This is a genomic window from Streptomyces sp. NPDC055025 (assembly GCF_053608565.1).
Window position 1 is genome coordinate 195360 of the sequence record NZ_JBSGVS010000003.1, and the last position, 26802, is coordinate 222161.

General features: G+C 70.9%; 23 protein-coding genes and 1 pseudogene. 6 read left to right on the plus strand and 18 right to left on the minus strand.

Annotation, left to right across the window (positions count from 1 at the left end):
* Window positions 1-136: 136 nt before the first annotated feature.
* Together ACWGDX_RS03425 and ACWGDX_RS03430 are read left to right on the plus strand one after the other, a co-directional pair.
* The gene (locus ACWGDX_RS03425) at window positions 137-1129 is read left to right on the plus strand and encodes an acyl-CoA desaturase (protein ID WP_453621755.1); all 993 of its coding nucleotides are present in this window, start codon (window positions 137-139) and stop codon (window positions 1127-1129) included.
* Entirely contained in the window at window positions 1129-1824 is a 696-nt protein-coding gene (locus ACWGDX_RS03430; RefSeq protein ID WP_365901573.1) for a TetR/AcrR family transcriptional regulator, read from the plus strand. The genes ACWGDX_RS03425 and ACWGDX_RS03430 overlap by 1 nt, the downstream gene beginning before the upstream one ends.
* 196 nt (window positions 1825-2020) lie before the next feature.
* Here ACWGDX_RS03430 and ACWGDX_RS03435 read toward each other — a convergent pair whose 3' ends face one another.
* Entirely contained in the window at window positions 2021-2884 is an 864-nt protein-coding gene (locus tag ACWGDX_RS03435) for a trans-aconitate 2-methyltransferase (RefSeq protein ID WP_453621757.1), read from the minus strand.
* Between the two features lie 129 nt (window positions 2885-3013).
* On the opposite strand from ACWGDX_RS03435, the gene ACWGDX_RS03440 reads away from it, so the two are divergent.
* Complete coding sequence (locus tag ACWGDX_RS03440; RefSeq protein WP_453621759.1) at window positions 3014-3511, plus strand: MarR family winged helix-turn-helix transcriptional regulator; 498 nt, start codon at window positions 3014-3016, stop codon at window positions 3509-3511.
* A 180-nt stretch (window positions 3512-3691) separates the two neighbouring features.
* On the opposite strand, the gene ACWGDX_RS03445 is transcribed toward ACWGDX_RS03440, so the two are convergent.
* The 10 genes from ACWGDX_RS03445 to ACWGDX_RS03490 all read right to left on the minus strand — a co-directional run bounded on the left by ACWGDX_RS03445 (window position 3692) and on the right by ACWGDX_RS03490 (window position 17243).
* Window positions 3692-4480, minus strand: coding sequence for a response regulator transcription factor (locus tag ACWGDX_RS03445; protein ID WP_363083355.1), 789 nt, complete (start codon window positions 4478-4480; stop codon window positions 3692-3694).
* A gap of 333 nt (window positions 4481-4813) precedes the next feature.
* A complete protein-coding gene (gene galK, locus ACWGDX_RS03450; RefSeq protein WP_453621761.1) occupies window positions 4814-5986 on the minus strand; it encodes a galactokinase in 1173 nt (390 codons plus the stop codon).
* A 144-nt stretch (window positions 5987-6130) separates the two neighbouring features.
* Window positions 6131-7093 carry a UDP-glucose 4-epimerase GalE gene (galE, locus tag ACWGDX_RS03455; RefSeq protein ID WP_453621763.1) on the minus strand — a complete coding sequence of 321 codons (963 nt, stop codon included), beginning with the start codon at window positions 7091-7093 and terminating at the stop codon, window positions 6131-6133.
* Entirely contained in the window at window positions 7090-8133 is a 1044-nt protein-coding gene (gene galT / locus ACWGDX_RS03460) for a galactose-1-phosphate uridylyltransferase (protein WP_453621765.1), read from the minus strand. The genes galE and galT overlap by 4 nt, the downstream gene beginning before the upstream one ends.
* 363 nt (window positions 8134-8496) lie before the next feature.
* A complete protein-coding gene (locus ACWGDX_RS03465; protein WP_382856062.1) occupies window positions 8497-9195 on the minus strand; it encodes a helix-turn-helix transcriptional regulator in 699 nt (232 codons plus the stop codon).
* A 319-nt stretch (window positions 9196-9514) separates the two neighbouring features.
* Window positions 9515-11509 (minus strand): outer membrane protein assembly factor BamB family protein, encoded by a 1995-nt coding sequence (locus tag ACWGDX_RS03470; protein WP_453621768.1) that lies wholly within the window; start codon window positions 11507-11509, stop codon window positions 9515-9517.
* Between the two features lie 201 nt (window positions 11510-11710).
* Window positions 11711-13597 carry an outer membrane protein assembly factor BamB family protein gene (locus ACWGDX_RS03475; RefSeq protein ID WP_453621770.1) on the minus strand — a complete coding sequence of 629 codons (1887 nt, stop codon included), beginning with the start codon at window positions 13595-13597 and terminating at the stop codon, window positions 11711-11713.
* A 246-nt stretch (window positions 13598-13843) separates the two neighbouring features.
* Window positions 13844-15706 (minus strand): ABC-F family ATP-binding cassette domain-containing protein, encoded by a 1863-nt coding sequence (locus ACWGDX_RS03480; protein WP_453621772.1) that lies wholly within the window; start codon window positions 15704-15706, stop codon window positions 13844-13846.
* A gap of 129 nt (window positions 15707-15835) precedes the next feature.
* Window positions 15836-16690 (minus strand): helix-turn-helix domain-containing protein, encoded by an 855-nt coding sequence (locus ACWGDX_RS03485; protein ID WP_453621774.1) that lies wholly within the window; start codon window positions 16688-16690, stop codon window positions 15836-15838.
* Between the two features lie 25 nt (window positions 16691-16715).
* On the minus strand, window positions 16716-17243 hold the full coding sequence (locus tag ACWGDX_RS03490; protein ID WP_453621776.1) for a DUF6879 family protein: 528 nt from the start codon (window positions 17241-17243) through the stop codon (window positions 16716-16718).
* Between the two features lie 505 nt (window positions 17244-17748).
* Here ACWGDX_RS03490 and ACWGDX_RS03495 point away from each other — a divergent pair.
* A complete protein-coding gene (locus ACWGDX_RS03495) occupies window positions 17749-18174 on the plus strand; it encodes a hypothetical protein (RefSeq protein WP_453621778.1) in 426 nt (141 codons plus the stop codon).
* A gap of 41 nt (window positions 18175-18215) precedes the next feature.
* On the opposite strand, the gene ACWGDX_RS03500 is transcribed toward ACWGDX_RS03495, so the two are convergent.
* The 3 genes and pseudogenes from ACWGDX_RS03500 to ACWGDX_RS03510 all read right to left on the minus strand — a co-directional run.
* Complete coding sequence (locus ACWGDX_RS03500; RefSeq protein ID WP_453621848.1) at window positions 18216-19142, minus strand: 4-(cytidine 5'-diphospho)-2-C-methyl-D-erythritol kinase; 927 nt, start codon at window positions 19140-19142, stop codon at window positions 18216-18218.
* A gap of 107 nt (window positions 19143-19249) precedes the next feature.
* Window positions 19250-20116, minus strand: a complete 867-nt coding sequence (gene rsmA / locus ACWGDX_RS03505) for a 16S rRNA (adenine(1518)-N(6)/adenine(1519)-N(6))-dimethyltransferase RsmA (protein ID WP_453621850.1) — start codon at window positions 20114-20116, stop codon at window positions 19250-19252.
* A 236-nt stretch (window positions 20117-20352) separates the two neighbouring features.
* Window positions 20353-20877: pseudogene (locus ACWGDX_RS03510) on the minus strand (G5 domain-containing protein); the annotation flags it as partial.
* 120 nt (window positions 20878-20997) lie between these two features.
* Here ACWGDX_RS03510 and ACWGDX_RS03515 point away from each other — a divergent pair.
* Window positions 20998-22092 carry a hypothetical protein gene (locus tag ACWGDX_RS03515; protein WP_453621852.1) on the plus strand — a complete coding sequence of 365 codons (1095 nt, stop codon included), beginning with the start codon at window positions 20998-21000 and terminating at the stop codon, window positions 22090-22092.
* Window positions 22093-22131: 39 nt separating this feature from the next.
* On the opposite strand, the gene ACWGDX_RS03520 is transcribed toward ACWGDX_RS03515, so the two are convergent.
* The 4 genes from ACWGDX_RS03520 to rsmI form a co-directional block, all read right to left on the minus strand.
* Window positions 22132-23001, minus strand: coding sequence for a TatD family hydrolase (locus ACWGDX_RS03520; RefSeq protein ID WP_453621780.1), 870 nt, complete (start codon window positions 22999-23001; stop codon window positions 22132-22134).
* Window positions 23002-23011: 10 nt separating this feature from the next.
* Window positions 23012-23194: a hypothetical protein gene (locus ACWGDX_RS03525; RefSeq protein WP_453621782.1), complete on the minus strand. Its 183-nt coding sequence runs from the start codon at window positions 23192-23194 to the stop codon at window positions 23012-23014.
* Complete coding sequence (locus ACWGDX_RS03530; protein ID WP_453621784.1) at window positions 23191-23661, minus strand: hypothetical protein; 471 nt, start codon at window positions 23659-23661, stop codon at window positions 23191-23193. Before ACWGDX_RS03530 ends, ACWGDX_RS03525 begins: the two co-directional genes overlap by 4 nt.
* A 236-nt stretch (window positions 23662-23897) precedes the next feature.
* Window positions 23898-24806: a 16S rRNA (cytidine(1402)-2'-O)-methyltransferase gene (gene rsmI / locus ACWGDX_RS03535; protein ID WP_453621854.1), complete on the minus strand. Its 909-nt coding sequence runs from the start codon at window positions 24804-24806 to the stop codon at window positions 23898-23900.
* Between the two features lie 70 nt (window positions 24807-24876).
* On the opposite strand from rsmI, the gene ACWGDX_RS03540 reads away from it, so the two are divergent.
* Complete coding sequence (locus ACWGDX_RS03540) at window positions 24877-26598, plus strand: dolichyl-phosphate-mannose--protein mannosyltransferase (RefSeq protein ID WP_453621786.1); 1722 nt, start codon at window positions 24877-24879, stop codon at window positions 26596-26598.
* Window positions 26599-26802: the final 204 nt, after the last annotated feature.

Sequence of the window (26802 nt, forward strand, 5' to 3'; positions counted from 1 at the left end):
ACAAGGATAGGTGTCCTTCGCCTGGTGTTATCCACAGGCCTCTTGTCGCGGCGTTCGGCGCTGCCATACTTACGATGCCGTAGGTTACGCACCCGTATCCAGGTTTCTGCCCCATTCCTCACCCCAGGGGACCCCAATGACCACACCCCCCGATGTGATCGAAGATTCCTCCCTTCCTCCCCAGTCCGCAGACGGCGCCCCGCTTCCCTCCGCCACGCTCGGCGGGGACAGCAAGGGGTCCATCGAGCAGATCGCTCTGCTGCTCTTCATCGTCATCCCTTTCCTCGCCCTGCTCGCGGCGGTGCCGCTGGCGTGGATGTGGGGAGGGGTGAGCTGGCTCGATCTGGGCCTGATGGTGGTCATGTACTACATCGGCTGCCATGGCGTCACGATCGGCTATCACCGTTACTTCACCCATGGTTCCTTCAAGGCGAGGCGCCCGCTGCGGATCGCGCTCGCCGTGGCCGGTTCGCTGGCCGTGGAGGGTCCGCTGGTCCGCTGGGTGGCGGACCATCGCAAGCATCACAAGTTCTCGGACGCCGAGGGTGATCCCCACTCGCCCTGGCGGTTCGGCGAGACGCTGCCGGCCCTGATGAAGGGGCTGTGGTGGGCGCATATCGGCTGGCTGTTCGACGAGGAGCAGACTCCGCAGCACAAGTACGCGCCGGATCTGATCAGGGACCCGGCCATCCGCTCGATCTCCCGGCAGTTCGCGCTGTGGACGGTCGTCTCGCTGGCGCTTCCGCCGCTGGTCGGCGGTCTGGTGACGATGTCCTGGTGGGGTGCCTTCACGGCGTTCTTCTGGGGTTCGCTGGTCCGGGTGGCGCTGCTGCACCATGTCACGTGGTCGATCAACTCGATCTGTCACGCGGTCGGCAAGCGTCCTTTCAAGTCGCGTGACCGTTCGGGCAATGTGTGGTGGCTCGCGGTGCTCTCCTGCGGCGAGTCGTGGCACAACCTCCATCACGCGGACCCGACGAGCGCGCGGCACGGTGTGCTCAGGGGCCAGGTCGATTCCAGTGCCAGGATCATCCGCTGGTTCGAGCTGCTGGGCTGGGCTTCGGACGTGCGCTGGCCCAGCGCTTCCCGGGTGGACTCACGGCGCAAGAGCGCACCTGCCAAGGCATGATGGGCACCGTGGCGATCGACGGCAGTACCAGCAAGCAGGGCAGCACCGAGAAGGGCCGGACCACGGGGAGCCGACGCGCCCGCCGGGTCCGGATGACCGGTGCGGAACGCCGTGAGCAGTTGCTGGACATCGGCCGTACCGTCTTCGCGGAGAAGGGCTTCGAGGCCACGTCGGTGGAGGAGATCGCGGCGAAGGCCGGGGTGTCCAAGCCTGTCGTCTACGAGCACTTCGGCGGCAAGGAGGGGCTGTACGCGGTGGTCGTGGACCGCGAGATGCGTCAGCTCCTGGACATGGTGACCGGTGCGCTGACCGCCGGGCACCCCCGTGAGCTGCTGGAACAGGCCGCGTTCGCGCTGCTCGACTATATCGAGACATATACGGACGGCTTTCGCATCCTGGTCCGTGACTCCCCGGTCGCGCAGTCCACGGGCACCTTCGCGTCACTGATCAGCGATATCGCCACCCAGGTCGAGGACATTCTCGGTATGGAGTTCAAGGCGCGCGGCTTCGATCCGAAGCTGGCGCCGCTGTACGCGCAGGCGCTGGTGGGCATGGTGGCGCTGACCGGTCAGTGGTGGGTGGACACGCGCCGGCCGAAGAAGGCCGAGGTCGCCGCGCATCTGGTGAATCTGGCGTGGCACGGTCTGGAGGGGCTGGAGCCGAAGCCCCGGCTGATAGGCCACCGCAAGATCTGAGGGGCTCTGAGGGGCGGGGACCCTGGCGGCTCCGCCGGGTCGCCGCACACCGCGAACGCCGTACGGGGATGCCGCCCGTGCGGCGTTCGCGGCTTCCGGGATCCCCACCCGTACGTCCACCTAGTAGCCGCGCAGGGCGTCCTCCGAGTCGGGTGGGGCGGCGGGCAGGACATGGTGGACGGCGGTGATCACGGTCTCAGTCCTCCTTGCGGGCGACGGCGAAGATCCGGCGGAACGGGAAGACCGTGCCGTGCGGTCCCGGCGGGTAGGCCGCGCGGAGCAGCTCGCGGTACTCCCCCACGAACTCCTCCGTCGCCTTCGTGTCCCCGTCGAGCGCGGTGAGGACGGGCCGCAGCGCCGTCCCCTTCACCCAGTCGAGGACCGGATCCTCGCCGGTGAGCCGCTGGAGGTAGGTGGTCTCCCAGACGTCCGCCGCGCAGCCGAGGTCCGTCAGCCGCGCGAGATAGGCGGCGGGTTCGAGAACGGTGTTGACGCGCCGGTCGGGACGGGCCAGCCGCTCGCGCCAGCGCGGTGACTCGCACAGCTCGGCGAGCAGGGCGTGGCTCGGGGCGTTGAAGTTGCCGGGGACCTGGAAGGCGAGGACACCGCCGGGGGTGAGGCCGTCGAGCCATCCGGCGAAGGAGTCGGCGTGGCCGGGGACCCACTGGAGGGCGGCGTTGGAGACGATCAGTCCGTACGCCTGTTCCTCGGGGGTCCAGCGCGTCAGGTCGGCGGCCCGGAATTCCATCGCCCCGCCGCCCTGGGTGCGGCCGGCGTACTCCTTCCCGGCCCGGTCGAGCATCTCCGGCGAGTTGTCGAAGCCGGTGATACGGGCGGCCGGCCAACGGTCGGCGAGCAGCGCGGTGACATTGCCGGGGCCGCAGCCGAGATCGGCGATCCTGAGCGTCCGGGGGGAGGCGGCGGGACCGGCGGAGGCGCCTGGCGGCTCGGGGACGCGGGCGAGCAGGTCCAGGAACGGGCGGCTGCGGAGGCCCGCGTGCCGGAGGTACTGAGCGGGGTCCCAGGTCGGTGCGGACGGTGCGGACGGTGCGGAGTGCATGGTCGAGCCCCCATCGCGGTCACGGGTCGGGCTGCCGGAGCGGCCTGCGGCGGTTCGGTCCCAGCCTGCACCCGAATATATCTTGACGTCAAGAGACTTCATGTCGAGGGACCCTCTACACTGATCGTCATGGAGGACGAGGTCGACCGACTGGTAGCGGCATGGCGCCGAGAGCGCCCCGACCTCGACGTGGAACCGCTCGAGGTCCTCAGCCGTGTCAGCAGGCTGGCCCGCCATCTCGACCGCGCGCGCCGGATCGCGTTCTCGGAGCACGCGCTGGAGCCGTGGGAGTTCGACGTACTGACCTCGCTGCGGCGGGCGGGGGATCCGTATCAGCTCTCCCCCGGGCAGCTGCTGACCCAGACCCTGGTCACCTCCGGCACGATGACGAACCGTATCGACCGGCTGGCGCAGAAGGGCCTGGTCGAGCGGCTGCCCGACCCCAGCGACCGGCGCGGGGTGCTGGTCCGGCTGACCGCCGAGGGCCGCGACCGCGCGGACCAGTCGCTCGCCGGACTGCTGGCCCAGGAACGCGCGATCCTCGCGGAGCTGTCCCGCACCCAGCGAGCCGAACTGGCCGCACTGCTCCGCCAGTTGACGGCGCCGTTCGACAACGTCCCGAGCTAGGGCCGCTCGTTCGGATCTTGCTGGGCTCGCGTGCCCCGGCACCGCACCGGAACACACCGGCCGGCCCTGTTCCCCGCGCGCCATGTCGTGTGGCCGGGTCGGCCGCGTACATGGAATGGCGCACCGGCGACGGCGCCGGACGGGTACGGAAGACCCCGCCCGTCCGGCGACCGCCGCCGGTCAGCCCGTGGATGTGGCGGGCTGGGCCGCCAGACTCACCGGGCCCACACCGGCCCTGCGCGCCAGTGCCACGGCGGCCAGCGTCGAGTGCACGCCCAGCTTCCCCAGCACGTTCTGCATATGCGTGCGGACGGTGTGCGGAGAGAGGAAGAGCCGCTCGGCGACGGCCTTGCGGCCGAGGCCCGCGACCATGCAGCGCAGTACCTCGCGCTCGCGCGGGGTGAGCGACTCGACCAGCCGTTCGCTCTCCGTGCGGTGCTTGCGCGCGGCCGTCAGCTCCCGCAGCACGCCCGTGAGCAGGGCGGGCGGCAGATGCGTCTCGTCCCGCAGGACGCCCCGCATCACGGCGAGCAGCCGTTGGAGCGAGCAGTCCTTCGCGACCCAGCCGGACGCGCCCGCCTGGAGCGCCAGCGCGGCGCGGCGCGGGTCGTCCTTCTCGGCGAGCACGACCGTACGGACGGACGGCTGGCCGGAGCGGACCCCGGCGACCAGCGAGATGCCGTCGACCGGCACCGTCTCACCGTCGTCCGGCACGGCGCGCGCGACCGGCACCTGAACCGGTCCCGCCGCCGTGCCTCCGGCCGCTCCCGCGACCGTGCCGAGGTCGGCGTCGACGAGCATCACATCGAATCTGCGCCCCTCGGCCGCTCCCCGGTCCAGACAGCGCAGCGCGGCGGGACCACTGCCCGCCGCCGCGACATCCACATCGGGCTCGGCCGCGAGCGCGGCTGCGAGCGATTCGGCGAAAATACGGTGGTCGTCCACCACCAGAACCCGGATACGTACCAATGGACACCCCCTGAAAGGCGGGGAGCGGACAGCGCGGGCACGGCGCCCGGTGTGCGGTGGTACGTCAGTGGCACGGCCGCCGCCGTGTGATGACCCCTACCCCACCCCGGGCGTCGTACCCGACTTGACTCCACCCCTGATCAGCACCGGCCCCCACCGGTGCTGTGCATCAGCGTACGGCCGTCGGCCCGGAGGGGAAGGAAATTCGCAGAACTCGTCGGCCGGGCTGTGCGGGAGGGGCCCCGGGCGCACTCCCAGGACACCTGGTGCGCCCCGAGCGCACTCCTGGGAGACCCCGGTCACGGGAGTACTCCTAGGACACCGGGAGTGCTCCTAGGACACGCGGTGCGCGCCGGGGGACGGGACGGCCGGGAAGACGCGCGGGGGTGTGAAGCCCGATGCCGCGAAGGCCTCCGTGACCGCCTTGGTGACCCCTTCCGTGTCGGACTCCTCGACCAGGACGATCGCGGAACCGCCGAAGCCGCCGCCCGTCATACGGGCGCCCAGGGCGCCGGACGCGACGGCCGTGGTGACCACCAGGTCGAGTTCCGGGCAGGAAACGCGCAGATCGTCGCGGAGCGAGGCATGCCCCTCGACCAGGACGGGGCCGACGGCGCGCAGATCGCCCGCGTCCAGCAGCGCGATGGTCCGCTCGACGCGGTGGTCGTCGCTCACCACATGGCGGACACAGCGGCGGACCTCCTCGCTCTGTCCGGCCAGCCGGGCGAGCGCGTCGGGCAGTTCGCCGTACGGGATGTCGCGCAGCGCGCGGACCCCGAGCGCCCGCGCGCCCGTCTCGCACGCCGCGCGCCGTCGCGCGTACGCGCCGTCGCCGAGCGCGTGCTTGACGCGGGTGTCGACGACCAGCAGCCGGAGCCCCTGGGCCGCGAGGTCGAACGGCACCTGGCGCTGGGAGAGATCGCGGGTGTCCAGATACAGCGCGTGCCCTTCCGTGCAGCACGCCGAGGCCATCTGGTCCATGATTCCGCACGGCACGCCCACGAACGCGTTCTCGGCGCGCTGTGCGAGCACCGCCAGTCCGGGCGGGGTCAGGCCGAGTCCGTACAGCTCGTTCAGGGCGAGTGCCATGACGACCTCCAGCGCGGCGGAGGACGACAGCCCCGCGCCGGTCGGCACGGTCGAGGCGAGATGCACGTCGGCGCCGGTGACCGGGTGGCCCGCCGCGCGCAGCGCCCAGACGACACCGGCCGGGTAGGCGGCCCAGCCGGTGTCGGAGAGCGGTTCGAGAGCGGCGGTGTCGAGCTGGACCACGCCCCCGGCGACATCCGCGGAGTGCAGCCGCAGGACCTGGTCCGTACGGCGGGAGACCGCCGCGACCGCCCGGTGCGGCAGCGCCAGCGGCATCACGAAACCGTCGTTGAAGTCGGTGTACTCACCGATCAGATTCACCCGGCCGGGGGCCGCCCACACGCCCTCGGGCTCGGCTCCGTAGAGCCGCCGGAACTCCTCGGCGACGGCGCCGGCGGCGGTACCGCTCTCACTCACTCCTGGGTCTCCCTCACTCGTGGATCTCCTGGGCCTCTTGGGCCACCTGCGCCGCTTGGGTCACCTGGGCCGCTTGAGCCTCTCGGACCTCCTGGACCACCTGGGCCACCTGGGCCACCTGGGCCTCTCGGGCCCCTTGGGCCTTTACGCCTCCGTGCGGCGCGCGAACGCCCACGCGTCCGCGACGATGCCCGCCAGATCGGCGCGGCTCGGGGTCCAGCCGAGACGCTCGTGCGCGGTCCCGGCCGACGCGACCAGTACGGCCGGGTCGCCGCCCCGCCTTGCCGCCACGACCTCGGGGACCGGGTGCCCGGTGACCTTGCGCACGGTCTCGATGACCTCGCGTACGGAGAACCCGTTGCCGTTGCCGAGGTTGCAGATCAGATGCTCGCCCTCGACGGCCGCGTCCAGCGCGCGCAGATGCGCCTCGGCGAGATCCGCGACATGGATGTAGTCACGCACGCAGGTGCCGTCCGGGGTCGGATAGTCCTCGCCGAAGACGGAGACCGAGTCGCGCCGGCCGAGCGCGACCTGGAGGACGATCGGGATGAGATGCGACTCGGGATCGTGGCGCTCGCCGTAACTCCCGTACGCGCCCGCGACATTGAAGTAGCGCAGCGAGACGGCCGCGAGGCCGTGCGCCACGCACGCGCCGCCGATCATATGGTCGACGGCGAGCTTCGTCGCGCCGTACGGACTGGTCGGGGCGGTCGGGTCGGACTCGGTGATCGGGGTGGAGACCGGCTCGCCGTAGGTCGCGGCGGTGGACGAGAAGACCAGCTTGCGCACCCCGGCCGAGCGCATCGCGGCGAGCAGCGCCATGGAGCCGCCGACATTGTTGTCCCAGTACTTCTCGGGCCTGGCGACGGACTCGCCGACCTGTGAGGACGCGGCGAAGTGCAGCACCGCGTCGTACGAGCAGTCCAGCCACTCGGCGGAGTCCTGGATCCGTCCCTCGATGAACACGGCGCCCGCCGGTACCGCTTCCCGGAACCCGGTGGAGAGATCGTCCAGCACGGTCACCTCGTGCCCGGCCTCCAGCAGATGGGCCGCGACCACGCTGCCGACATATCCCGCACCGCCCGTGACCAGGTACTTCTTACTCACTCGCTCGCTACCTCTCGCAGTCGCTCGGCCGCGGCCTCCGGTGGCACGTCATTGATGAACACACTCATGCCGGATTCGGAGCCCGCGAGGAACTTCAGCTTGCCGGAAGTACGGCGTACGGTGAAAAGCTCCAGGTGGAGCGCGAAGTCGTCGCGCCCGGCGGCCCGGAACGGCGCCTGGTGCCATGCGGCGATATAGGGCGTGGGCGGTTCACTTTCGCCGAAGATCCGGTCGAAACGCCTCAAGAGTTCCAGATAGACCTGTGGGAACTCCGTGCGGGCCGCGTCGTCGAGCGCCCGCAGATCGGGGACCCGGCGGGTGGGGTAGAGATGCACCTCGTACGGCCAGTGCGCGGCGTACGGCACGAACGCCACCCAGTGCTCGCCCGTCAGCACCACCCGGGCGCCCTCGGTCCGCTCGCGCCCGACGAGATCGTCGAAGAGATTGCGGCCGGTCGCGGCCCGGTGTTCGCGGGCGGAGCGGAGCATCAGCGTGGAGCGGGGGGTGACGAAGGGGTACGCGTAGATCTGCCCGTGCGGATGGCCGAGCGTCACCCCGATCTCCACGCCCCGGTTCTCGAACGCGAAGACCTGCTCGACCTGCGGCAGCGCGGCCAGCTCGGCAGTACGGTCGGTCCAGGCGTCCAGCACCAGAGCGGTCCGCTCCTCGCTGAGGTCCGCGAACGAGGCGTCGTGGTCGGCGGTGAAGCAGACGACCTCGCAGCGCCCGGAGTCCCCCGCGAGGGAGGGGAAGCGGTTCTCGAAGACGGCGACCTCGTAGTCGGAGTCCGGGATCTCGCTGAGCCGGCCGTCGCGGGAGGGGCAGAGCGGGCACTCGTCGGCGGGCGGGTGGTACGTACGGGCCTGGCGGTGCGAGGCGATGGCGACCGAGTCGCCGAGCAGCGGGTCATGGCGGATCTCGGAGGCGGTGGCGACGGGACCGAGGGGCCTGCGGTCGACGGCGTCCCGCACGGCGTCGTCACGGGAGTCGTAGTAGATCAGCTCACGGCCGTCGGCGAGCCGCGTCACCGTCCTCTTCATCGGTCGCCTCTCACCCATATCGCCTACACCGCTCAACAGAAGCGAACATAACAAATCACAAACCAACAGCAGCGTCAATGTGGGAAGGGCGCGTGCGGGGGGCGGGACGCGTCAGCGGGGGTGAGTGGGCGCCGGGTGGGCAAGGTGAACCGGTCGAGCGCCGGTCGAGCGCTGGATGAGCGCTGGGTGAGCCGAGTGCGCCGGGTGCGCGGAGGCAGCGCGAAATGCGCGGAGTGAGCGGAGTGAGCGCGGGGTGCGCGGGCGGGTGGGTGCGCGGGGTTGCGGGCCGGGCGGGGCCGACGGCCCCGTACGTCCGTGCGCTGCACCGCGCCCCGGCGTGCGCCGCACCGCGTCCCGTGCGCGTCAGTGATCGCGGGGGTCGGCCCGGCGCGGGTCGGCCGGGGCCGCCCGGTCCAGCAGGCCCGTACGCGCCGCCAGCGCCGCCGCCTCCAGCCGGGAGCCCACGCCCAGCTTCATCAGCACCCGCTGGACATGCGTCCTGGCCGTGCTCGGCGCGATCCCCATCCCGGCGGCGATCAGCCGGGTGTCCTCGCCCTCCGCGACCCGCACCAGCACCTCGATCTCGCGCGGGGTGAGCATCCGCAGCAGCCGCTGCCCCTCGTCGTCCGGCTGGGCCGCCGGGTTGAGCAGCTCGGTGAAGGCGCCCTGGAGCAGCTGCGGCGCCACCGCCGCCTCGCCCGCCCGCGCCTTGATCATGGCTCGTTCCACACCCTCGATGCGCTCGTCGTGGCGCACATAACCGGAGGCACCGGCCGCGAAGGCCGCGGCGATCCCGCGCGGGCTCGGCACCGGACCCAGCACCACCACGGCCACCTGCGGCCGGTCCCGCTTGATCCGTACGATCGGGTCGAAGGCGCCCGGCTCGGCCGGCGCCGCCGTGCCCAGCAGGCACACCTCCGGCGCCCTGCTCACCACCAGATCGGCGACGCCCGCCGTGGGCGCCGCCGCCGCGAGCACCCGGTGCCCGCGCAGTTTCAGTGCCGAGGCGAGCGCCTCGGCGAGCAGTCGGTGGTCGTCGACCACCATGAGCCGAACGCCCATAGAGAAAGCCCCCATCCCCACAGAAAACTGGCCCCCCGGCCTCCTGACCCGGCAAGCTACACGCTTGTTCGAGATCGCGCGCCCCCTACCGTTCAGAAGCCCCTCGGATTGCCGAATTCCCGGCCATTCAGGACTAGTCGACGACCAGGGCCGCTATGGAACGTCCACAACGGCACGGAAGGGCCGCGGGGGACGGGGGCACCGGAGACGGGTCGTACGGGCCGGGCCGTACGGAGCGGGCCCCGGTCCGTGGCGAGTACGTCCCACGGGCCGGGGCCCACCGCGCGCCGCGACGCCCACCGCGCGGACGCCCGCCGCGCTACTTCGTGCTGAACGAGACCGCGAGATACGACTTGTCGTCCAGCGACGAGTTCGACGGCTTGCTCAGTACGGTCTCGGAGAGGAACATCCGGCCGTCCCCGTAGAGGATCTCGGCGTGGTCCGCGGAGAAGCTGGTCTCCGCGTCCCGGACGGCCTCGTCGGCCGGATTCTCCATCAGCACCGTCTCCTTGAAGGTGGCGCCGTCGATGGAGACGATCTGGCCGCCCTTGTCGTACGGGGGCACCTTGTAGGCGATGACGTTGCCGCCGTCCATGCGCAGCGGGAACATCGTGTAGCGGTCGCCCGCGTCCGCGCGGTCCGAGGTGCCCTTGCCGGTGGTGAGGTCGAAGGACACGATCTCGTTCGTGTCGCCGTACTCCCCGCCGCCCTCGTGCCCCTCGGTCGGCAGATAGAGCCTGCCGTTGCCCACCACCAGCTTCTGGCAGGACTCGACCTCGGTGGAGCCGCACCGCGCCGCGTATCTGTCGGCGTCGGCCGGGATCTTCGCCAGCAGCTTGCCGGTCTTCTCGTCGATCGAGAAGAAGTCCGAGATACCGCTGCCGTCGCCCGCCGTGTCACCGACATCGGCGGCCACCACCAGGGGCTTGGTGGAGACGATGCTCGCGTAGGCGACACCGGCCGGCATCTTGTACGAGGAGAGCGGGGCGCCGGTGACCGGGTTCAGGGTGTCGATGGAGATCTGCGGGTCGTCGTACGAACCGCACTTGCGGGCGGCGACCAGACCGGCCCCGCCGCCGTACCCCATGTCGTAGCAGCCGTCCGCGCCGACCTCGGGCTTCCAGCGGATCGCGCCGTCGGCCAGGTCGAAGGCCGCGCCGCCGTCCGTGCCTCCGGCCGCGACCGTCGTACCGCTGAGCGTGATCTCGTCGAACCGGACCTTCTCGTCACCGGCGCTGGCGCCCGTGACCGACTTGCTCCAGAGCAGTTCACCGCCCATCAGGTCGATCGCGCCGACCTCCGTGCACTTCTGGTACTTCTCGGTGGCGGTGCGCTTGGCCGGTTCGAAGGCGATCGCGGTCCTGTCGTCCTCGGTGACATGCTTCGTCGCCGCGCACACCTGGCCGGGCAGCGGGATCGTCCAGAGCCGGGTGCCGGTGTCGAGGTCGTATCCGACGATCTCGTTGATGCCCGTCTTCACATAGGCGGTCTCGGTGACCCAGGAGCCGTTGACGCCCGTGACATCGGTGACCTTGGGGGGCGGAAGCCGGAATCCGGCCTTGGACCTGGTGTTGTCGGGGGCCTTCTCCTTGCCACCGCCGCCGATGGCCTTGTCGCCGTCCTTGCCGCCCTTGGCGCCGTCGGTGGCACCGGACGACGTGCCCTTGGACTCGTTCCTCCCGCCGTCGCCGCCGGACGAGGCGAACCAGATGCCACCGCCGATGATCAGCACCACGGCGACGGCCGCGGCGACGATGATCTGCGTCTGGGCGGACAGCTTCTTGCCGCCACCGCCGTTGCCTTCGCCAGTGCCGCCGTTGCCGCTGTTGCCGAAAGCGCCGCCGTTGCCGAAACCGCCGCCCTGAGGGGGCTGCTGGTACGGACCCTGCGGCCCCATGGGCCGCGTCGGATAGCCGTACGACGGCTGGCCGGAATAGCCGGTCCCGCCCGGCTGGGCGGGATAGCCGTATCCGGGCTGCGCGGGGTACCCGTACCCGGGCGGAGCGCCGGGACCGGCCGGTACTCCCGCGGCCCCCTGTGGCGGCTGCGGTTGCTGTGGTTGCTGCGGTTGCTGCTGCGGCGGGTAACCGTACGGAACGTTCTGCGGGGGCACGTTCTGCGGGGGCTGCGTCGGAGCGCCGTACCCGTACCCGCCGGGCGGCGGGTCCTGCGGAGCGCCGAAGCCACCGGCCGGAGGCTCCTGCGGTGCTCCGAACCCTCCCCGCGGAGGCTCGCCGGACGGCTGCGGGGGTTCGCTGGACGGTTGCTGGTGCTCGCTGGACGACTGCTGAGGCGGCTGGGGCGGCTGCGTCATGGCGTACGTACCTCGTCGGAAGGAAGCTCGGGGGTCGGGAGGTCGGGGGCGTACGGAGGGACCGGCCGAGCGAGTGCCAGGTCCCGACGGGAAGGTCTCAGGTCCCTGCGGACAGGTCCCGGGGCCCGGCGGACAGGGACAGCGTCGACAGGTCCCGGGGCCCTGCGGATCGGTCCCGGGTCCCGGCGGGGCCGGCCCCGTTCACTCACCGAACGCCATCATGGTCGACTTCTTCATTTCCTCTTCGTCGTTGCTCGCGCTGACCCGGCCGCTGGTCACGAAGAACCGGCCGTCCACATAGGCCAACTGCGCCGAGTAGAAGGAGTTCTCGATCTGGGCCGTCGACGCCGGGTGCCGCTGGAGCATCGTGGGGGCGCCACCGGTCGCCGCGACGGTCGCGACCGCACCGCCCTTGTCGTACGTGGGGTCCAGATACACCAGCACCTTGCCGCCCTCCATCCGCAGCGGCGTCATCTGCCGCCCCGCGGGCGCCTTGGCACGCCACGTGGCCTTGCCCGTGTCGAGACTGAAGGCGATGACCTCGTTGGTGCGCGCGGTGCCGCCCGTGTCGGGCTCGGTCGACATGTAGAAGGTGCCCGCGTCGGCGGCGACTCCGACACAGCCCTCCAGATTGCTGCCGAAGACGACGAAGCCGCCGCCGCAGCGCGGTGCGAACTTGTCCTTGCCGCCCGCGATCTCGGAGCGCAGGGTGCCGTTCGCGTGGAGCGCGAAGACGCTCCAGGACTTCTCGTCGTCGTTCTTCGCGGAGATGACCAGGGGGTCGACCGAGTAGACCTTGTCGACCTCCCAGTCCTTGGCGAGCTTGTAGGTCCATCTGGCCGCGCCGCTGACCGGATCGAGCTCCTGGATCTGGTTCTGCGTGGTCTCGTAGTCGGCGGTCGGGCAGCTCTCGGCGGCGATCAGCCGGGCGCCGCCGGCGAACGCGTACGGCTGGCACTCGCCCGGCAGCCTGGCGAACAGGTCCTTGCCGTCGCTCACCCGGTAGGCGTTGGAGTTCCCGGTGCGCGCGGCGGTGACGGTGTCCCCGCTGATCGTCAGCGTGATGTCGGTCAGGATGTCGAACACCCCCGACTCCACGACCTCCTTCTTCCAGCCGCCCTTGCCGGTCTTCAGATCGACCATCTGGAGCTGGTTGCAGAGGCTCTTGTCGGTCGTGCCGTCCTTGACCCCGATCACGATCTTGCCGTCGGCCGTGGGCGCGACGGGCGCGGAGCACACCTCGGCGGGCAGCGGAAGCGTCCACTTCTTGCTGCCGTCGGCGGCGGAGTAGCCCACGACCTGGCGGTACATGGCCTTGACGACCGTGTCACCGACGAACCAGGGGCCGTACACGTCCGAGCCGTTGCGGGGCAGATCCACATCGTTGGTCTGGAGCCAGAGCACCTTGGACTCGCCGTCCTTGCGTCCGGCGTTGAGATCGTCCCGCTCCTCGCGGCCCCCGCCGGTGCCGTCCCCCTGGTCGACGCTCTCCGACGCGTTCGGATCGGCGCCCTCGCTCCGGCCCGCGGTCGGCCTGGTGTCACCGTCGCCGTCACCGCCGCCGAGGGCGAACCACGCGCCGCCGCCTATCAGCAGCAGCGCGACGGCGGCCGCGGTGACGATACCGGGCGTGGACCTGAAGAAGTTCCTGCCGCCACCGCCGCCACCGCCGCCAGGACCGCCGGCACCGGGCGGCGGGACGGGCGCTCCGGGGAACTGCTGGGGCGGATAGCCACCGTAGGACCCGGGCTGCTGACCGTAGGGGGTGGGCTGCTGACCGTACGGGCCGGGAGGGGAGTTGTACGGGCCGGGCTGCTGACCGTAGGGCCCCGGCGGGGAGTTGTACGGTCCCGGCTGCTGACCGTACGGCCCCGGACCGGGGTTGTACGGACCCGGCCCCTGCGGATAGCCGTAACCGGGCTGCGGGGACGGTGGCGCCTGGGGCGGCGGCTGTGCCGACTGAGGTGGCTGTACGGGCGGTTGAGCAGGTGGCTGAGGCTGGGCCGACGGTTGCGGAACTCCCTGCTCCGGTTCCTGCGGAGCGCCGAAGCCTCCCTGCGGCTGCGGCTGGCCGGATGGCTGGCTCATCAGCGCTGTTCCCCCTTTTACATCTTTACATCCATACGGTCCGCTACCCGGTCGGTCTCCCCCGCGATTCCGGTGGCCGGCCCCGTCGGGAGGGAGCGGTTCGGGTATGGATTCCGCATCGTCACACCGGTCGAGCGGGGCTTCTTTCTATCACTCGGACATCCGTACGGGACGGGCCGGTCCGTCCCCTGTTCCCAAGGGAGAACCGGCCCGTGATGCGCCTGTTACGCGTTCCGCGCACCGCCGCTACGCGTCCTCCGCCAGCTCCAGCCAGCGCATTTCCAACTCATCCCGTTCGCCGCCGAGTTCACGCAGCTCGGCGTCCAGTTTCGCCACCTTCTCGAAGTCGGTGGCGTGGTCGGCGATCTGCTGATGGAGCGTGGTCTCACGGCCGGCGATCTTGTCGAGCTGACGCTCGATCTTCTGGAGTTCCTTCTTCGCCGCGCGGTTGTCCTTCGCCGACACGGCCGCCGCGGGGCGCTCCTCGGCAGCGGTGGCGCCCGGAGTGGCGGCGGTCGTGAGGGACTTCGGCGCCGAGGACTTCGACGGCGCGGACTTCGACGGGGTGGACTCGACCAGCCTGCGCCGCCGCTCCAGATACTCGTCGATCCCGCGCGGCAGCATCCGCAGCGCCGCGTCACCGAGCAGCGCCATCACCTTGTCCGTGGTGCGCTCGATGAAGAACCGGTCGTGCGAGATGACGACCATCGACCCCGGCCAGCCGTCGAGCAGGTCCTCCAGCTGGTTGAGCGTCTCGATGTCGAGATCGTTGGTGGGCTCGTCGAGGAAGAGGACGTTCGGCTCGTCCATCAGCAGCCGCAGAAGCTGGAGCCGGCGCCGCTCACCGCCGGAGAGATCGCCGACGGGTGTCCACTGCTTCTCCTTGGTGAAGCCGAACTGCTCGCAGAGCTGGCCCGCCGTCATCTCCCGGCCCTTGCCGAGATCGACCCGGTCCCGGATCTGCTGGACCGCCTCCAGCACCCGCAGCGACGGGTTCAGTTCGGTGACCTCCTGGGAGAGATACGCGAGCCTGACGGTCCTGCCGACGACGATCTTCCCGCCGGCGGGCTGGACATCGCCCTGACTGCGGGCGGCCTCGGCGAGCGCGCGCAGCAGCGAGGTCTTGCCCGCGCCGTTCACCCCGACCAGTCCGATCCGGTCGCCGGGGCCGAGCTGCCAGGTGAGCCGGTCGAGCAGCACCTTCGGGCCCGCCTGGACCTTCACGTCCTCCAGGTCGAAGACCGTCCTGCCGAGCCGGGCGTTGGCGAACTTCATCAGCTCGGAGGTGTCCCGGGGCGGCGGTACGTCCGCGATCAGCTCGTTGGCCGCCTCGACGCGGAAGCGGGGCTTGGACGTACGGGCGGGGGCGCCGCGGCGCAGCCAGGCCAGCTCCTTGCGGACCAGGTTCTGCCGCTTGGCCTCCTCCGTCGCCGCGATGCGCTCGCGCTCGGCGCGGGCGAAGACATAGTCGGAGTAGCCGCCCTCGTACTCGTGCACCGCGCCGCGCTGCACGTCCCACATCCGCGTACAGACCTGGTCCAGGAACCACCGGTCGTGGGTGACACAGACGAGCGCGGAGCGCCGCGTCCGCAGATGCTGGGCCAGCCAGGCGATGCCCTCGACGTCGAGATGGTTGGTGGGCTCGTCGAGCACGATCAGATCGGGCTCGCCGATGAGTAGCTTGGCGAGCGCGATCCGGCGCCGCTCACCGCCGGAGAGCGGCGCGATGACGGTGTCGAGGCCCTGCGGGAAGCCGGGCAGGTCGAGCCCGCCGAAGAGCCCGGTGAGCACGTCCCGGATCTTCGCGTTGCCCGCCCACTCGTGGTCGGCGAGATCACCGATCACCTCGTGCCGGACGGTGGCCTCGGGATCGAGCGAATCATGCTGGGTGAGCACTCCGAGCCGTAGCCCGCCGCTGTGTGTGACCCGGCCGGTGTCCGTCTCCTCCAGCCGGCTCAGCACCCTGATGAGGGTCGTCTTGCCGTCGCCGTTGCGCCCCACGACGCCGATCCGGTCTCCCTCGGAGACGCCGAGAGAGACACCGTCGAGCAGCGCACGGGTGCCGTACACCTTGGTGACTGCCTCGACATTGACCAGATTGACGGCCATTTTTCTCCTGTACAGGGGGGATCGGTCGACGTCCCAGCGTAGTCGCCGCCACGGACACCCCGACGGCCCGTCCGCCGACCGGGCAGGAACGCCCCTGCGACCGGGCCGGAACGGCCCGGCGAGCAGCCGTCAGCCGAGCGCGTCGATGGCCTTGACGATCAGCGCGCGGGCGTCGCCCCCGTACACGGCCAGGCCCCGCAGCTCCTCGAAGGCCTTCAGATAGAGGGCGACCTCGTTGGGCTGGACGATGTTGAGCTGCGCCGATGTCAGCTCGACCGATACGAACGTGTCGTCGTACACGTGGAACGTCTCATGGGGCCACATCCCACGCTCACGCCGCGCCATCGGGATGATTCCCAGCGAAACGGCCGGCAGGGCGCCCGCGGTCAGCAGATGGCCGAGCTGAGCGGCCATGGCCTGTGCGTCCCCGAGCTGGTAATACAGCACCGCCTCTTCGACGAGGAAGACGAACCGGTGCCCGGGTTCATGGATGACGCGGGAGCGCTCGACCCGGGCCGCCGCCGCTTCCGGTCCGTCGTTCACCGGGATCTCCCGGAAATCCGCGATGGCACTCAGCAGCGCCGCCGCGTACCCCTCGGTCTGGAGCAGACCCGGCACCATGGTGGACGAGTACACCCGGAACAGTTCGGTCTCATGGAAGAACTGCACCCAGCTCTCCTGCAACCGCTTGAGCCCACCGCGCACCTGAAGACGCCACTCCCGGTACATCGACTCGGCACTGAGCGACTGCGCGATGAGATCGGCCGCCTGATCGTCGGCCCCACAGGCTCGGCACCACAGGTGTATGTCCTTGGCGGAGGGCGCGGTGCGGGCGTTCTCGATACGAGACGTCTTCGCGTGATGCCAGCCACACCGCTCACCCAGCTCGGTGACGGTCAGCCCAGCCCCCTTCCGCAGATCACTGAGCCGCCGCGCGACGGTTTCGCGGGCGGCTTGAGCGGACGACGATGGAGAGCTGGGCATGTGCAGGGTCTACCGGTGCTTCCTGTCAGTGGATCTCGTACTGATCGTGTGGAACACCGCGTGCCCAGACCGCCTCGAACGCCTCGGCGCACAGCTTCGCGGCGGCCGGGTTTTCGGTGATCTCCTCATCCATGGATGAGCCATCGCCCGCGAAGTGATTCCAGTGGACCCATCGCCCGTCAAAGAGCCAGAAATCATTGCCGGGCAGCGCGATGTCCGAAGCCTGACGGCGAGGCAGCCACCGGACCTGTTCACCGGCGGCCACGTTGGTGAACGTACCGGAGTGCTCGTAGCGAATGTATTCGCTGACCGGCTCCGACACGATCCGGGCTCGACGGACGACAACCCCGCGCGCCACCGTCCCGGAGATGAGATCGAGCCAGGGCCGCCACCAAGAGGCCCGGTCGGCCGGGTCGAGGCGGACTCCCGCACGCCAGTCCGCGAACGGCCCTTCCTCGTATTCCACCGCGTAGGAGTCACGCATCTCCAGATGCACGGCGGACCGCGTGCAGCCGGAGATCAACTCATCGAACGTCGGGACGCTCAACCGCATCGCACGCCTCCCTGATCATGTCCACGTCGTCGCCCGGTCTGGGGATCGATTCCGATGAACTGTAACGGCACAGTCACCTCCGGTCACGATCTGTGCATCTGTGCGCACCACGGTCACTCATCGCCGTCCAGGGCGTCAAGGGCATGAGTCAGCCACTGCCTGGCAGCAATGCAGGCGTGCACACATCTGCACATCGGTGGAGATGCGCGCTCGGAGCGCCCTAGCGTCGTAAAGCCGGAGCACCTCACCCGGCAGGGAGATCCCGTGATGACGATCAAGGTGTACCGCGCGGCCGCGACAGGACAGAGGCAACCAGTGCGGCCCTTGGTCACCGTGCCCACAGGCGACCCCGAGCGTCTTCCGGAGTCGCTCGAATTCCCGCCCTGCGCCTGCCGCCGCTGCTTGCCCACAGCCCGCGCGCGGCCTCACTGATCCCCGCTCCGACCGCCCATTCCCTGGCAGGACAGCGGCCGAAGCGGGTCATGCACCGCCCCGTCGAGAAGAAGTGACCGTGCTGCCGCTGCTGCACACATGGCCGGACCAGTACGACGTCATCGCGTACGCAACCACCGGGGACTTCGGGCAGACCGCGGTCATCGGCCGGCTCTCGGTGCCACAGCTGCCGGACGTGGCACTCATGGACATCGCGGCCCGGCATCAGCCCACGCGCGTGTACGGCTCTTCCGGCGGCAGCACGTTCGCCGAGGCCTGCTGGCTGATCTGTGTCGGCTGGAGCGGACGCAGTGTGCCCAAACCCCGTACCCGGGAGTTCCACGCGGTGTCCTGGTCGGTGGAGTTGGACCGGACCACCGAGCTGAAACAGCCGATGTACGGACACGACCGGCTGCATGTCGGCGGCTTCACACTGGACGATCCGCGTCTGATGGATCAGGCCCTGGCCGTGCTGCCGACCCGTGCGACGGTGAGCTGACGCGGCGCGCGGGTCGGCCGGCCGGCCGGGCCGGGGGCCGGTCAGGTCCTTCTGTCGTGGGGTACGACCGTCGCGCCCTGGGCGGGCGCGGTGGCGACGCGCGCCGTGCGGCAGGTGCCCGAGGCCAGGAGCGTTTCGGCGATGCGGGCCGCCGACGCCGGGTCCTTCGCCAGGAACGCCGTCGTCGGGCCCGAGCCCGAGACCAGCGCGGCCAGGGCGCCGGCCGCCGTGCCCGCCGCCAGGGTGTCCGCCAGGGACGGGCGCAGGGCGAGGGCGGCGGGCTGGAGATCGTTGGCGAGGGCGCCCGCGAGCGCGACGGCGTCGCCCGTACGCAGGGCCTCCAGCAGCGCGGGATCGGCGACCGGGACCGGTACGTCCGTACCCTCGGCCAGCCGGTCGAACTCCCGGAACACGGTGGGGGTGGACAGCCCGCCGTCGGCGACCGCGAACACCCAGTGGAAGTCACCGCCGACGCCGAGAGGTGTGAGCCGCTCGCCCCGGCCGGTGCCGAGCGCCGCGCCACCGATCAGGCTGAACGGCACATCGCTGCCCAGTTCGGCGCAGATGGCCAGGAGCTCGTCCCGCGAGGAGCCGAGCGACCAGAGCATGTCGCAGGCCAGCAGGGCGCCGGCACCGTCCGCGCTGCCGCCCGCCATCCCGCCCGCGACCGGGATGTCCTTGGCGATATGGATATGGACGCGCGGCTCGATCCCGTGCCGTGCCGCCAGCGCGAGCGCGGCCCGCGCCGCGAGATTGGTGGTGTCCAGCGGGACCTCGCCGGCGTCCGGACCCGAGCAGGTGACGCGCAGCTCGTCCGCGTGCGTCACCGTGATCTCGTCGTAGAGGCCCACGGCCAGAAAGACATTCGCCAGGTCGTGGAAGCCGTCGGGGCGGGCGGCGCCCACCGCGAGCTGCGCGTTGACCTTGGCCGGCACCCGCACGCGTACCTGTGCCGTCGCTGGCGACAGCACCGTCGCCGGCGCTGATGCCGGTGCCGTCGTCGGTGCCGTCGTCGTTGTCGCCGTATCCACGTGCGTCCCTGCCCCTGCCCGTACCGCTGCCTGTTCCTCGACGCTCACGCGCCCGCCCCCCTCGACTCCGCGCTCTTCGACTCCGCGATCCGCGCAAACTCCTCCACCGTCAGTGCCTCACCGCGCGCCTGCGGCGAGATCCCCGCCGCGACCAGGGCCGCTTCCGCCGCCGGTGCGGAGCCCGCCCATCCCGCGAGCGCCGCCCGCAGGGTCTTGCGACGCTGCGCGAAGGCCGCGTCGACGACCGCGAAGACCTCGGCCCTGGAAGCCGTCGTCCTCACCGGCTCCGCCCTGCGCGTCAGCGCGACCAGCCCGGAGTCCACATTGGGCGCGGGCCAGAAGACCGTACGGCCGATCGCCCCGGCCCGTCTGACCTCCGCGTACCAGTTGGCCTTGACCGACGGCACTCCGTACACCTTGTTCCCCGGCGCGGCGGCCAGCCGGTCGGCGACCTCGGACTGGACCATCACCAGCGTCCGCTCGATGGTGGGAAAGCGTTCCAGCATGTGCAGCAGGACCGGTACGGCGACGTTGTACGGAAGGTTCGCGACCAGCGCCGTCGGCGCGGGTCCCGGCAGCTCCCGCACTCGCAGCGCGTCCGAGTGCACCAGTGAGAAGCGCGCGGCGCGCGCGGGCATCCTGGCCTCGACCGTCGCGGGCAGCGCGGCGGCCAGGACGTCGTCGATCTCCACGGCGGTCACCCGGTCCGCCGCCTCCAGCAGCGCGAGCGTCAGCGAGCCGAGCCCGGGGCCGACCTCCACGACGATGTCGTCGGGGCGCACCTCGGCGGTGCGCACGATCCTGCGGACGGTATTGGCGTCGATGACGAAGTTCTGCCCGCGCTGCTTCGTGGGACGTACGCCCAGGGCCGCGGCCAGTTCGCGGATGTCCGCGGGCCCCAGCAGCCCCAGAAGGGCGTCGGAACCGCCGGGAGCCCCGGAACCGCCAGGGGCCCCGGACCCGCCGGGGGCACTGGGGCTGTCCGGAGTGCCGGGGCTGCCGAGGCCGCCGAAGGCCGAGGTCTCTGCGTCATCCGGGGTGTCCGGGGTGTCCGGGGTGTCCGGGGCTTCCGAAGTGTCCGGGGCTTCCGAAGTGTCCGGGGCACCCAGGGCCTGGAGGGCGTCCGGGGCGTCGGGCTCAGTGGTACTCACCCGGTCAGCCTACGGCCGCAGTACGGCCATGGACTCGCCCCCCGCTGCATGTAGAGCTTCTTCGCGCGGTACGTCTGCTCCTCGGCCGTGGCGTCCTGTGGACGTCCCTGACCGCCGACGGAGCGCCAGGTCGCGGCGTCGAACTGATAGAGCCCGCCGTACTTGCCCGACGGATCGACCGCGTTGGGACGGCCGCTCGACTCACAGGCGGCGAGCCCCTTCCAGTTCAGATGGTCCACGCTGGCCGTGGAGGTCGGCCGCTCCTTCGTACCGACCCTGACCCGCCGGGTGACCGGCGCGCGGATCACCTCTGCGCGGAGTACGCGCGGCTCCTGCTGGACGCCGTTGACCGTACGCAGACCGTAGGTCACCCGGCGGAGTCCCGGCCGCCCCTGCTGGTCGACGACCTCCGTGCCCCGGAAGAGGGTGGGGTCCTCGGTACGCACGGTGTCGTACGGGATGGCCTCGTCCCGCACCTGCTCACGGGACGTGATGTGCTCGACGCCGGTGGTCTGGTCGTCAACGACTTGGCCGTCGACGATCTGATCGCCAACGATCTGGTCGCCAACGATCTGATCGTCGATGACCCGGCCGTCCTGCGCGGAGCCGTCGTGCGCGGAGCCGTCCTGCGCGGAGCCGTCGTGCGCGGAGCTGTCCTGCGCGGAGCCGTCGTGCGCGGAGCTGTCCTGCGCGGAGCCGTCGTCCGGCAGGGACGTCGTGCCGTCCTCGTACGGCGCGAGACCGTCCTCGGCGAGCGCCACGTCCACGGCCGCCACGCTCGTACGGACGGTCCCCTCACCGCGGTCGGCCCGGACAGCCAGGGCCCGCTCGGCCCGCAGGCCGGCACGTACCACGGTCCGGCGTGGAGCCGCGTCGACCGTACGGGCCGTCGTCGCGGCCCGGGTCCGGTGTCCGTCGAGGATGTCGAGGGTGAGCAGGACGGGCCGGCCGTAGCGGACGCCACCCGCCTCGCCACCCGCCTCGCCACCCTCGTCACCGCTCACCTCAACGCTGATGAGACCGGCACCGGACGCGGGGGCGCCGATGCCGTGCGGGCCGACAGCCACCCCCTCGTCGGTCAGCGGCTCCGCCGCACCACCGGCCAAGGTGTGCGTGGTGCGCGGTACCCCACGGCCGCCGAGCTCGACGGCCTTGTCGCCGACGAGGAAGGCCGAGGTGCCGCCGGCCAGGAAGGCGACGACGACGGCCCGGGGCAGCAGTCGGCGCAGCCCCGGCCAGTACGACCCCTGGGCGCCGCGCCGACCGGAATCGCCACGCCTCGGCTCGCCACCTCCGCCACCGCCACCGCTCCCACCGCTCCCACCGCTCCCACTGCCGCCACCGCTCCAGGACTCCTGAACGGCAGGACTGGTCTCGGCGACTCGGTCGGCCTCGGAGGAAGTGCGGCCCGCCTCAGCGGCGCCGCCGGTCTCGGAAGTACGGCCGGTCTCAGCCGCGGCGCGGGTCTCGGTGCCTCGGCGCGCGCCACGTGCCGCGCGGTGGCTGCCCTGCTTATCGCTCTCGACGGTATTGCTCATTGCTCACGACGCTCCACTTGCTCACGACGCTCCACAAGACCCGGTCCGGTCCGGTTCGGCCCGGTTCGGTCCGCCACGAAGGCAGGGCGGGGCCCGGACATTAGCCGAGCGACGGTCACTCTCCCAAGCAGCTCGACTACGCCGTGTCGCGACGCTCGCGATACGTCAGTACTCGTGATACGGAAGCGGTACTCGTGATACGGAAGTGGCACTCGCGATACGTCAGTACGCGATACGTCAGTAACCGAACGCGCGGGCCGTATTACCCGCGATCGCCTCGGCCATGGCGTCCTCGCCGATCCCCCGCACTTCGGCCATCGCCCGCAATGTGACCGGAATGAGATACGGCGCATTGGGCCGTCCGCGGTAAGGCGCCGGAGTGAGAAAAGGTGCGTCCGTCTCGACCAGTACAAGCTCCAGCGGCGCTATGGTGAGCGCGTCGCGCAACGGTTGAGCGTTTTTGAAAGTCACATTGCCGGCGAAGGACATGTAGTAACCGGCCGCGGCACACACTTCGGCCATTTCCGCGTCGCCGGAATAGCAATGGAACACCGTACGTTCCGGAGCGCCTTCCTCCGCGAGGATACGCAGCACATCCGCGTGTGCTTCCCGGTCATGGATGACCAGCGTCTTCCCATGGCGCTTGGCGATCTCGACATGCGCGCGGAAGGAACGCTCCTGCGCGGCCATGCCGTCGGGCCCTGTCCGGAAATAGTCCAGCCCCGTCTCACCGACCGCCAGCACCCGGGGCAGCGCGGCCAGCCGGTCGATCTCGGCCAGGGCGTCGTCCAGCGCCGCGTCCCCGCCGCTCCCGCGCGCGCCCTGCCGCGACCAGCCGTCGGGGTCGCCGTGCACGATCCGGGGCGCCTCATTGGGGTGCAGGGCGACCGCCGCGTGGACGTTCTCGTACGCCGCGGCCGTCTCGGCGGCCCAGCGGGAGCCCTTGAGGTCGCACCCCACCTGGATCACCGTCGTCACACCGACCGAGGCGGCCTTGCGCAGGCTCTCCTCGACGCTGCCGTCCTGCATGTCCAGATGGGTGTGCGAATCCGCGACCGGTACCCGGAGGGGTTCGGGCAGCGGTGGCGGAGCTTGCTTCGAACTCATGGGCGCGATCCTACGAGGGTCGCGCCCCCCGGCCTCGGCCGCGTGCGCTCACGCACGCGGCGAGGGGGTGGGGCAGGTCGAGCGGATGGAACAGATCGAGCGGGTCGAGCGGGTCGAACAGATCCAGCAGGTCCAACCGGTGGTACGGGTGGTACGGGTCGAGCGGGTGGTACGGGTCGAACAGGTCGCTCACTTGCGATGGTGGAACGGGTGCAGCAGGTCCGAGAGGTGCCAGTGGTGATGTCCCGCCGCCTGCCCCGTCGCCGTGCTGCCCTGCGCGGATCCGACGGGTATCTCCTCGGCGGATCCCGCGGGTATCTCCTCGGGCTCCGCGCCCGTCGCGGTCGTCGCCCCGCCCGCCGCGGCCGCCGCGCCCCGCTTGTTCTTCGCCGGGTGGTACTGCTCCGTCATCAGCGCCCGCACCGACGAGACCTGTCCCGAACGCATGATGCGTACGACATGCCCGCCGCAGTTGGTGCAGGACGGGCTGGACAGCGGGGAAGGGACCCGTATCCCGTCCGCCTTGTAGACAACGAAATTCCGTCCCGAGCCGTCGACGTGATGCTCTATGTCGTACGCCTGCTCCCAGCCGTGCCCGCAGTGCATACAGCAAAAGGCATATGCCTCGTGGGCTACGGCGGTGCCCGTGATCTCACTCATGCCAGCTCCTCTCCACTGACCCAGTGGACGCCTTTGCCGGCGGGAGCGCATCAGCCCCTGTCGATTAATGGATTGGTCTTGGCCTTCTCATGCCCAAAAGACCCGACTCCCGGTCTGCGCTTTACATTTCACGATAGTCCTTTGCCCCGCGAAGGGGCGTGCGCCGGACCCGGGACCCCGCGGTGAGCGCGCGCCTGCCGCGGGGGTGTGCGCGCCTGCCACGGAGCTGTACGCGCCTACCGCGGGGGCGTGCGCGCCTCGTTCTTCGCCGCCACGTTCGCCTCGTTCTTCGCCGCCTCGTTCGCCTCGTTCTTCGCCGCCACGACCGCGTCGAACACCTCGCGCTTGGGCACCCCGGCCTCGGCGGCGACGGCGGCGATCGCCTCCTTGCGCCGCTCCCCCGCCTCCTCCCTCACCCGTACCCGCAGCACCAGCTCGGCGGGGTCGAGTTCCCCGGGCCCCTGTTCCGGCGCGCCCTCCACGACGACGGTGATCTCGCCCCGTACGCCCTCGGCCGCCCAGGCCGCCAGCTCTCCCAGGCCCCCGCGTCTGACCTCCTCGTACGTCTTGGTCAGCTCACGGCAGACGGCCGCCCTGCGCTCGGCGCCGAAGACCTCGGCCATCGCGGCGAGCGTGTCGTCGAGCCGGTGCGGTGCCTCGAAGTAGACGAGCGTGCGCCGCTCGGCCGCGGCCTCCCGCAGCCGGCCGAGCCGCTCGCCCGCCTTGCGCGGCAGGAAGCCCTCGAAGCAGAAGCGGTCCACCGGGAGCCCGGAGAGCGCGAGCGCGGTCAGCACGGCGGAGGGTCCCGGTACGGCCGTGACCCTGATCCCGTGCTCGACGGCCGCCGCCACCAGCCGGTATCCGGGATCGGAGACGGACGGCATGCCCGCGTCGGTGACCAGCAGCACCCGCGCCCCTGCGGTCAGTGCCTCGACCAGTTCGGGGGTCCGGGCGGACTCGTTGCCCTCGAAGTACGAGACGACCCGGCCCCGGGTCTGCACACCGAGGGCCTGGGTGAGCCTGCGCAGCCGCCGGGTGTCCTCGGCGGCGATCACATCCGCTGTCTCCAGCTCGGCCGCGAGCCGGGGCGGCGCGTCCGTCACCTCACCGATGGGCGTCCCCGCGAGTACCAGCGTTCCATTCACATCCGCCATCCCGCCATCCTCGCAGGACGCGGAGCACCCCTCGCACAGCGGCGTTCCCTACGATGGCGCGGTGACCAGTACTGCGCCTGAAGCCCTCCAGGGGCACGACGCCGGCGGAACGCCGCCCTCATGGCCTCAGCGGCTGCGCCGATTCGGCCATGTGCCGCGGCCGGTGACCGGGCTGCGCGAGCGGCTGGTGCCGCCGTACACCCGGCCCTCGGAGCGGCTCTGGGCCGTGCTCGCCGTGCCGCCGGCGACGGCGGAGCGGCTCGTCCGCTGGTCCGCGTGGGGCGGTCCGCTGCTGGTGGCGGCCGTGGCGGGAGTACTGCGCTTCTGGCACCTGGGCAGCCCGAAGGCGGTGATATTCGACGAGACGTACTACGCCAAGGACGCCTGGGCACTGGTCAACCAGGGCTACGAGGGGAGCTGGCCCAAGGACATCGACAAGCAGATCCTGGCCGACCCGTCGAGAGTGCCGCTGCCGACGGACCCCGGGTATGTCGTGCATCCGCCGGTGGGCAAGTGGGTCATCGGCCTCGGTGAGCAGCTCTTCGGGTTCACTCCCTTCGGCTGGCGCTTCATGGTGGCGGTGCTCGGCACGCTCTCGGTGCTGATGCTCTGCCGGATCGGGCGGCGGCTGTTCCGTTCCACGTTCCTGGGGTGTCTGGCGGGCGGACTGCTCGCCGTCGACGGTCTGCACTTCGTGATGAGCCGTACCGCGCTCCTCGATCTGGTGCTGATGTTCTTCGTCCTGGCCTCCTTCGGGTGTCTGGTGATCGACCGCGACTGGGCACGCCGGAGACTCGCCTCGGCGCTCCCGGTGGACGAGGAGGGCCTGCTGCGCCCGGACGTCGATGTCGCCGAGCGGCTGCGGCTGGGGTGGCGGCCCTGGCGGATCGCGGCCGGGCTGATGCTGGGGCTGGCCTTCGCGACGAAGTGGAACGGGCTCTACATCCTGGCGGCCTTCGCGGTCATGGCCGTCCTGTGGGACGTCGGCGCCCGGCGCACGGCGGGCGCGGTACGGCCGTACGCCGCGGTGCTGCGCCGGGACATCGTGCCGGCGTTCTTCTCGACGGTGCCGGTCGCGATCGTCACGTATGTCGCGTCCTGGACCGGCTGGATCGTCACCGACAAGGGGTATTTCAGGAACTGGGCCACGACCCAGGGCAAGGGCGGGAGCTTCACCTGGCTGCCGGACTGGCTGCGCAGCCTGTGGCACTACGAGAACGAGGTCTTCCAGTTCCACATCAATCTGACCTCGGGCCACACCTACCAGTCGAACCCCTGGAGCTGGATCGTCCTGGGCCGCCCGGTCTCGTACTTCTACGAGGACCCGAAGGCCGGCAGCGAGGGCTGCCCGGCGGGCACCCCGGGCAACTGCGCCCGTGAGGTCCTGGCGATCGGCACCCCGCTGCTCTGGTGGGCGGCCGGCCTGGCGCTCTGCTACGTGCTGTGGCGCTGGTTCTTCCGCCGCGACTGGCGCGCGGGCGCGATCGCCTGCGCCGTCGCGGCGGGCTGGGTGCCCTGGTTCTTCTACCAGGAGCGGACGATCTTCCTCTTCTACGCGGTCGTCTTCGTCCCGTACCTCTGCCTCGCGGTGACCATGCTGGCCGGCGCCCTGATCGGCCCCCCGGGCGCCGACGAACGCCGCAGAACGATCGGCGCGGTCGGCGCGGGCGTACTGGTCCTGCTGATCATCTGGAACTTCATCTACTTCTGGCCCATCTACACCGGCACCCCGATCCCGATCGACTCCTGGCGCGGCAGGATGTGGTTCGACACCTGGGTCTGACACCGTGGTCCGACACCGTGGTCCAACACCGGGGTCCGACACCTGGGTCCGACACCGGGGTCCGACACCGGGGTCCCGGTGAGCGCGGGTGTACCGGGTCTTGGCGGGGTTGTGGTGACCGTCCCAGTCCGATAACGCACTCCTCCCCCGGCACACCCGTCCCGTAGAGTTCGGTCCGATACTTCCTTGAACATGTTCAGATGT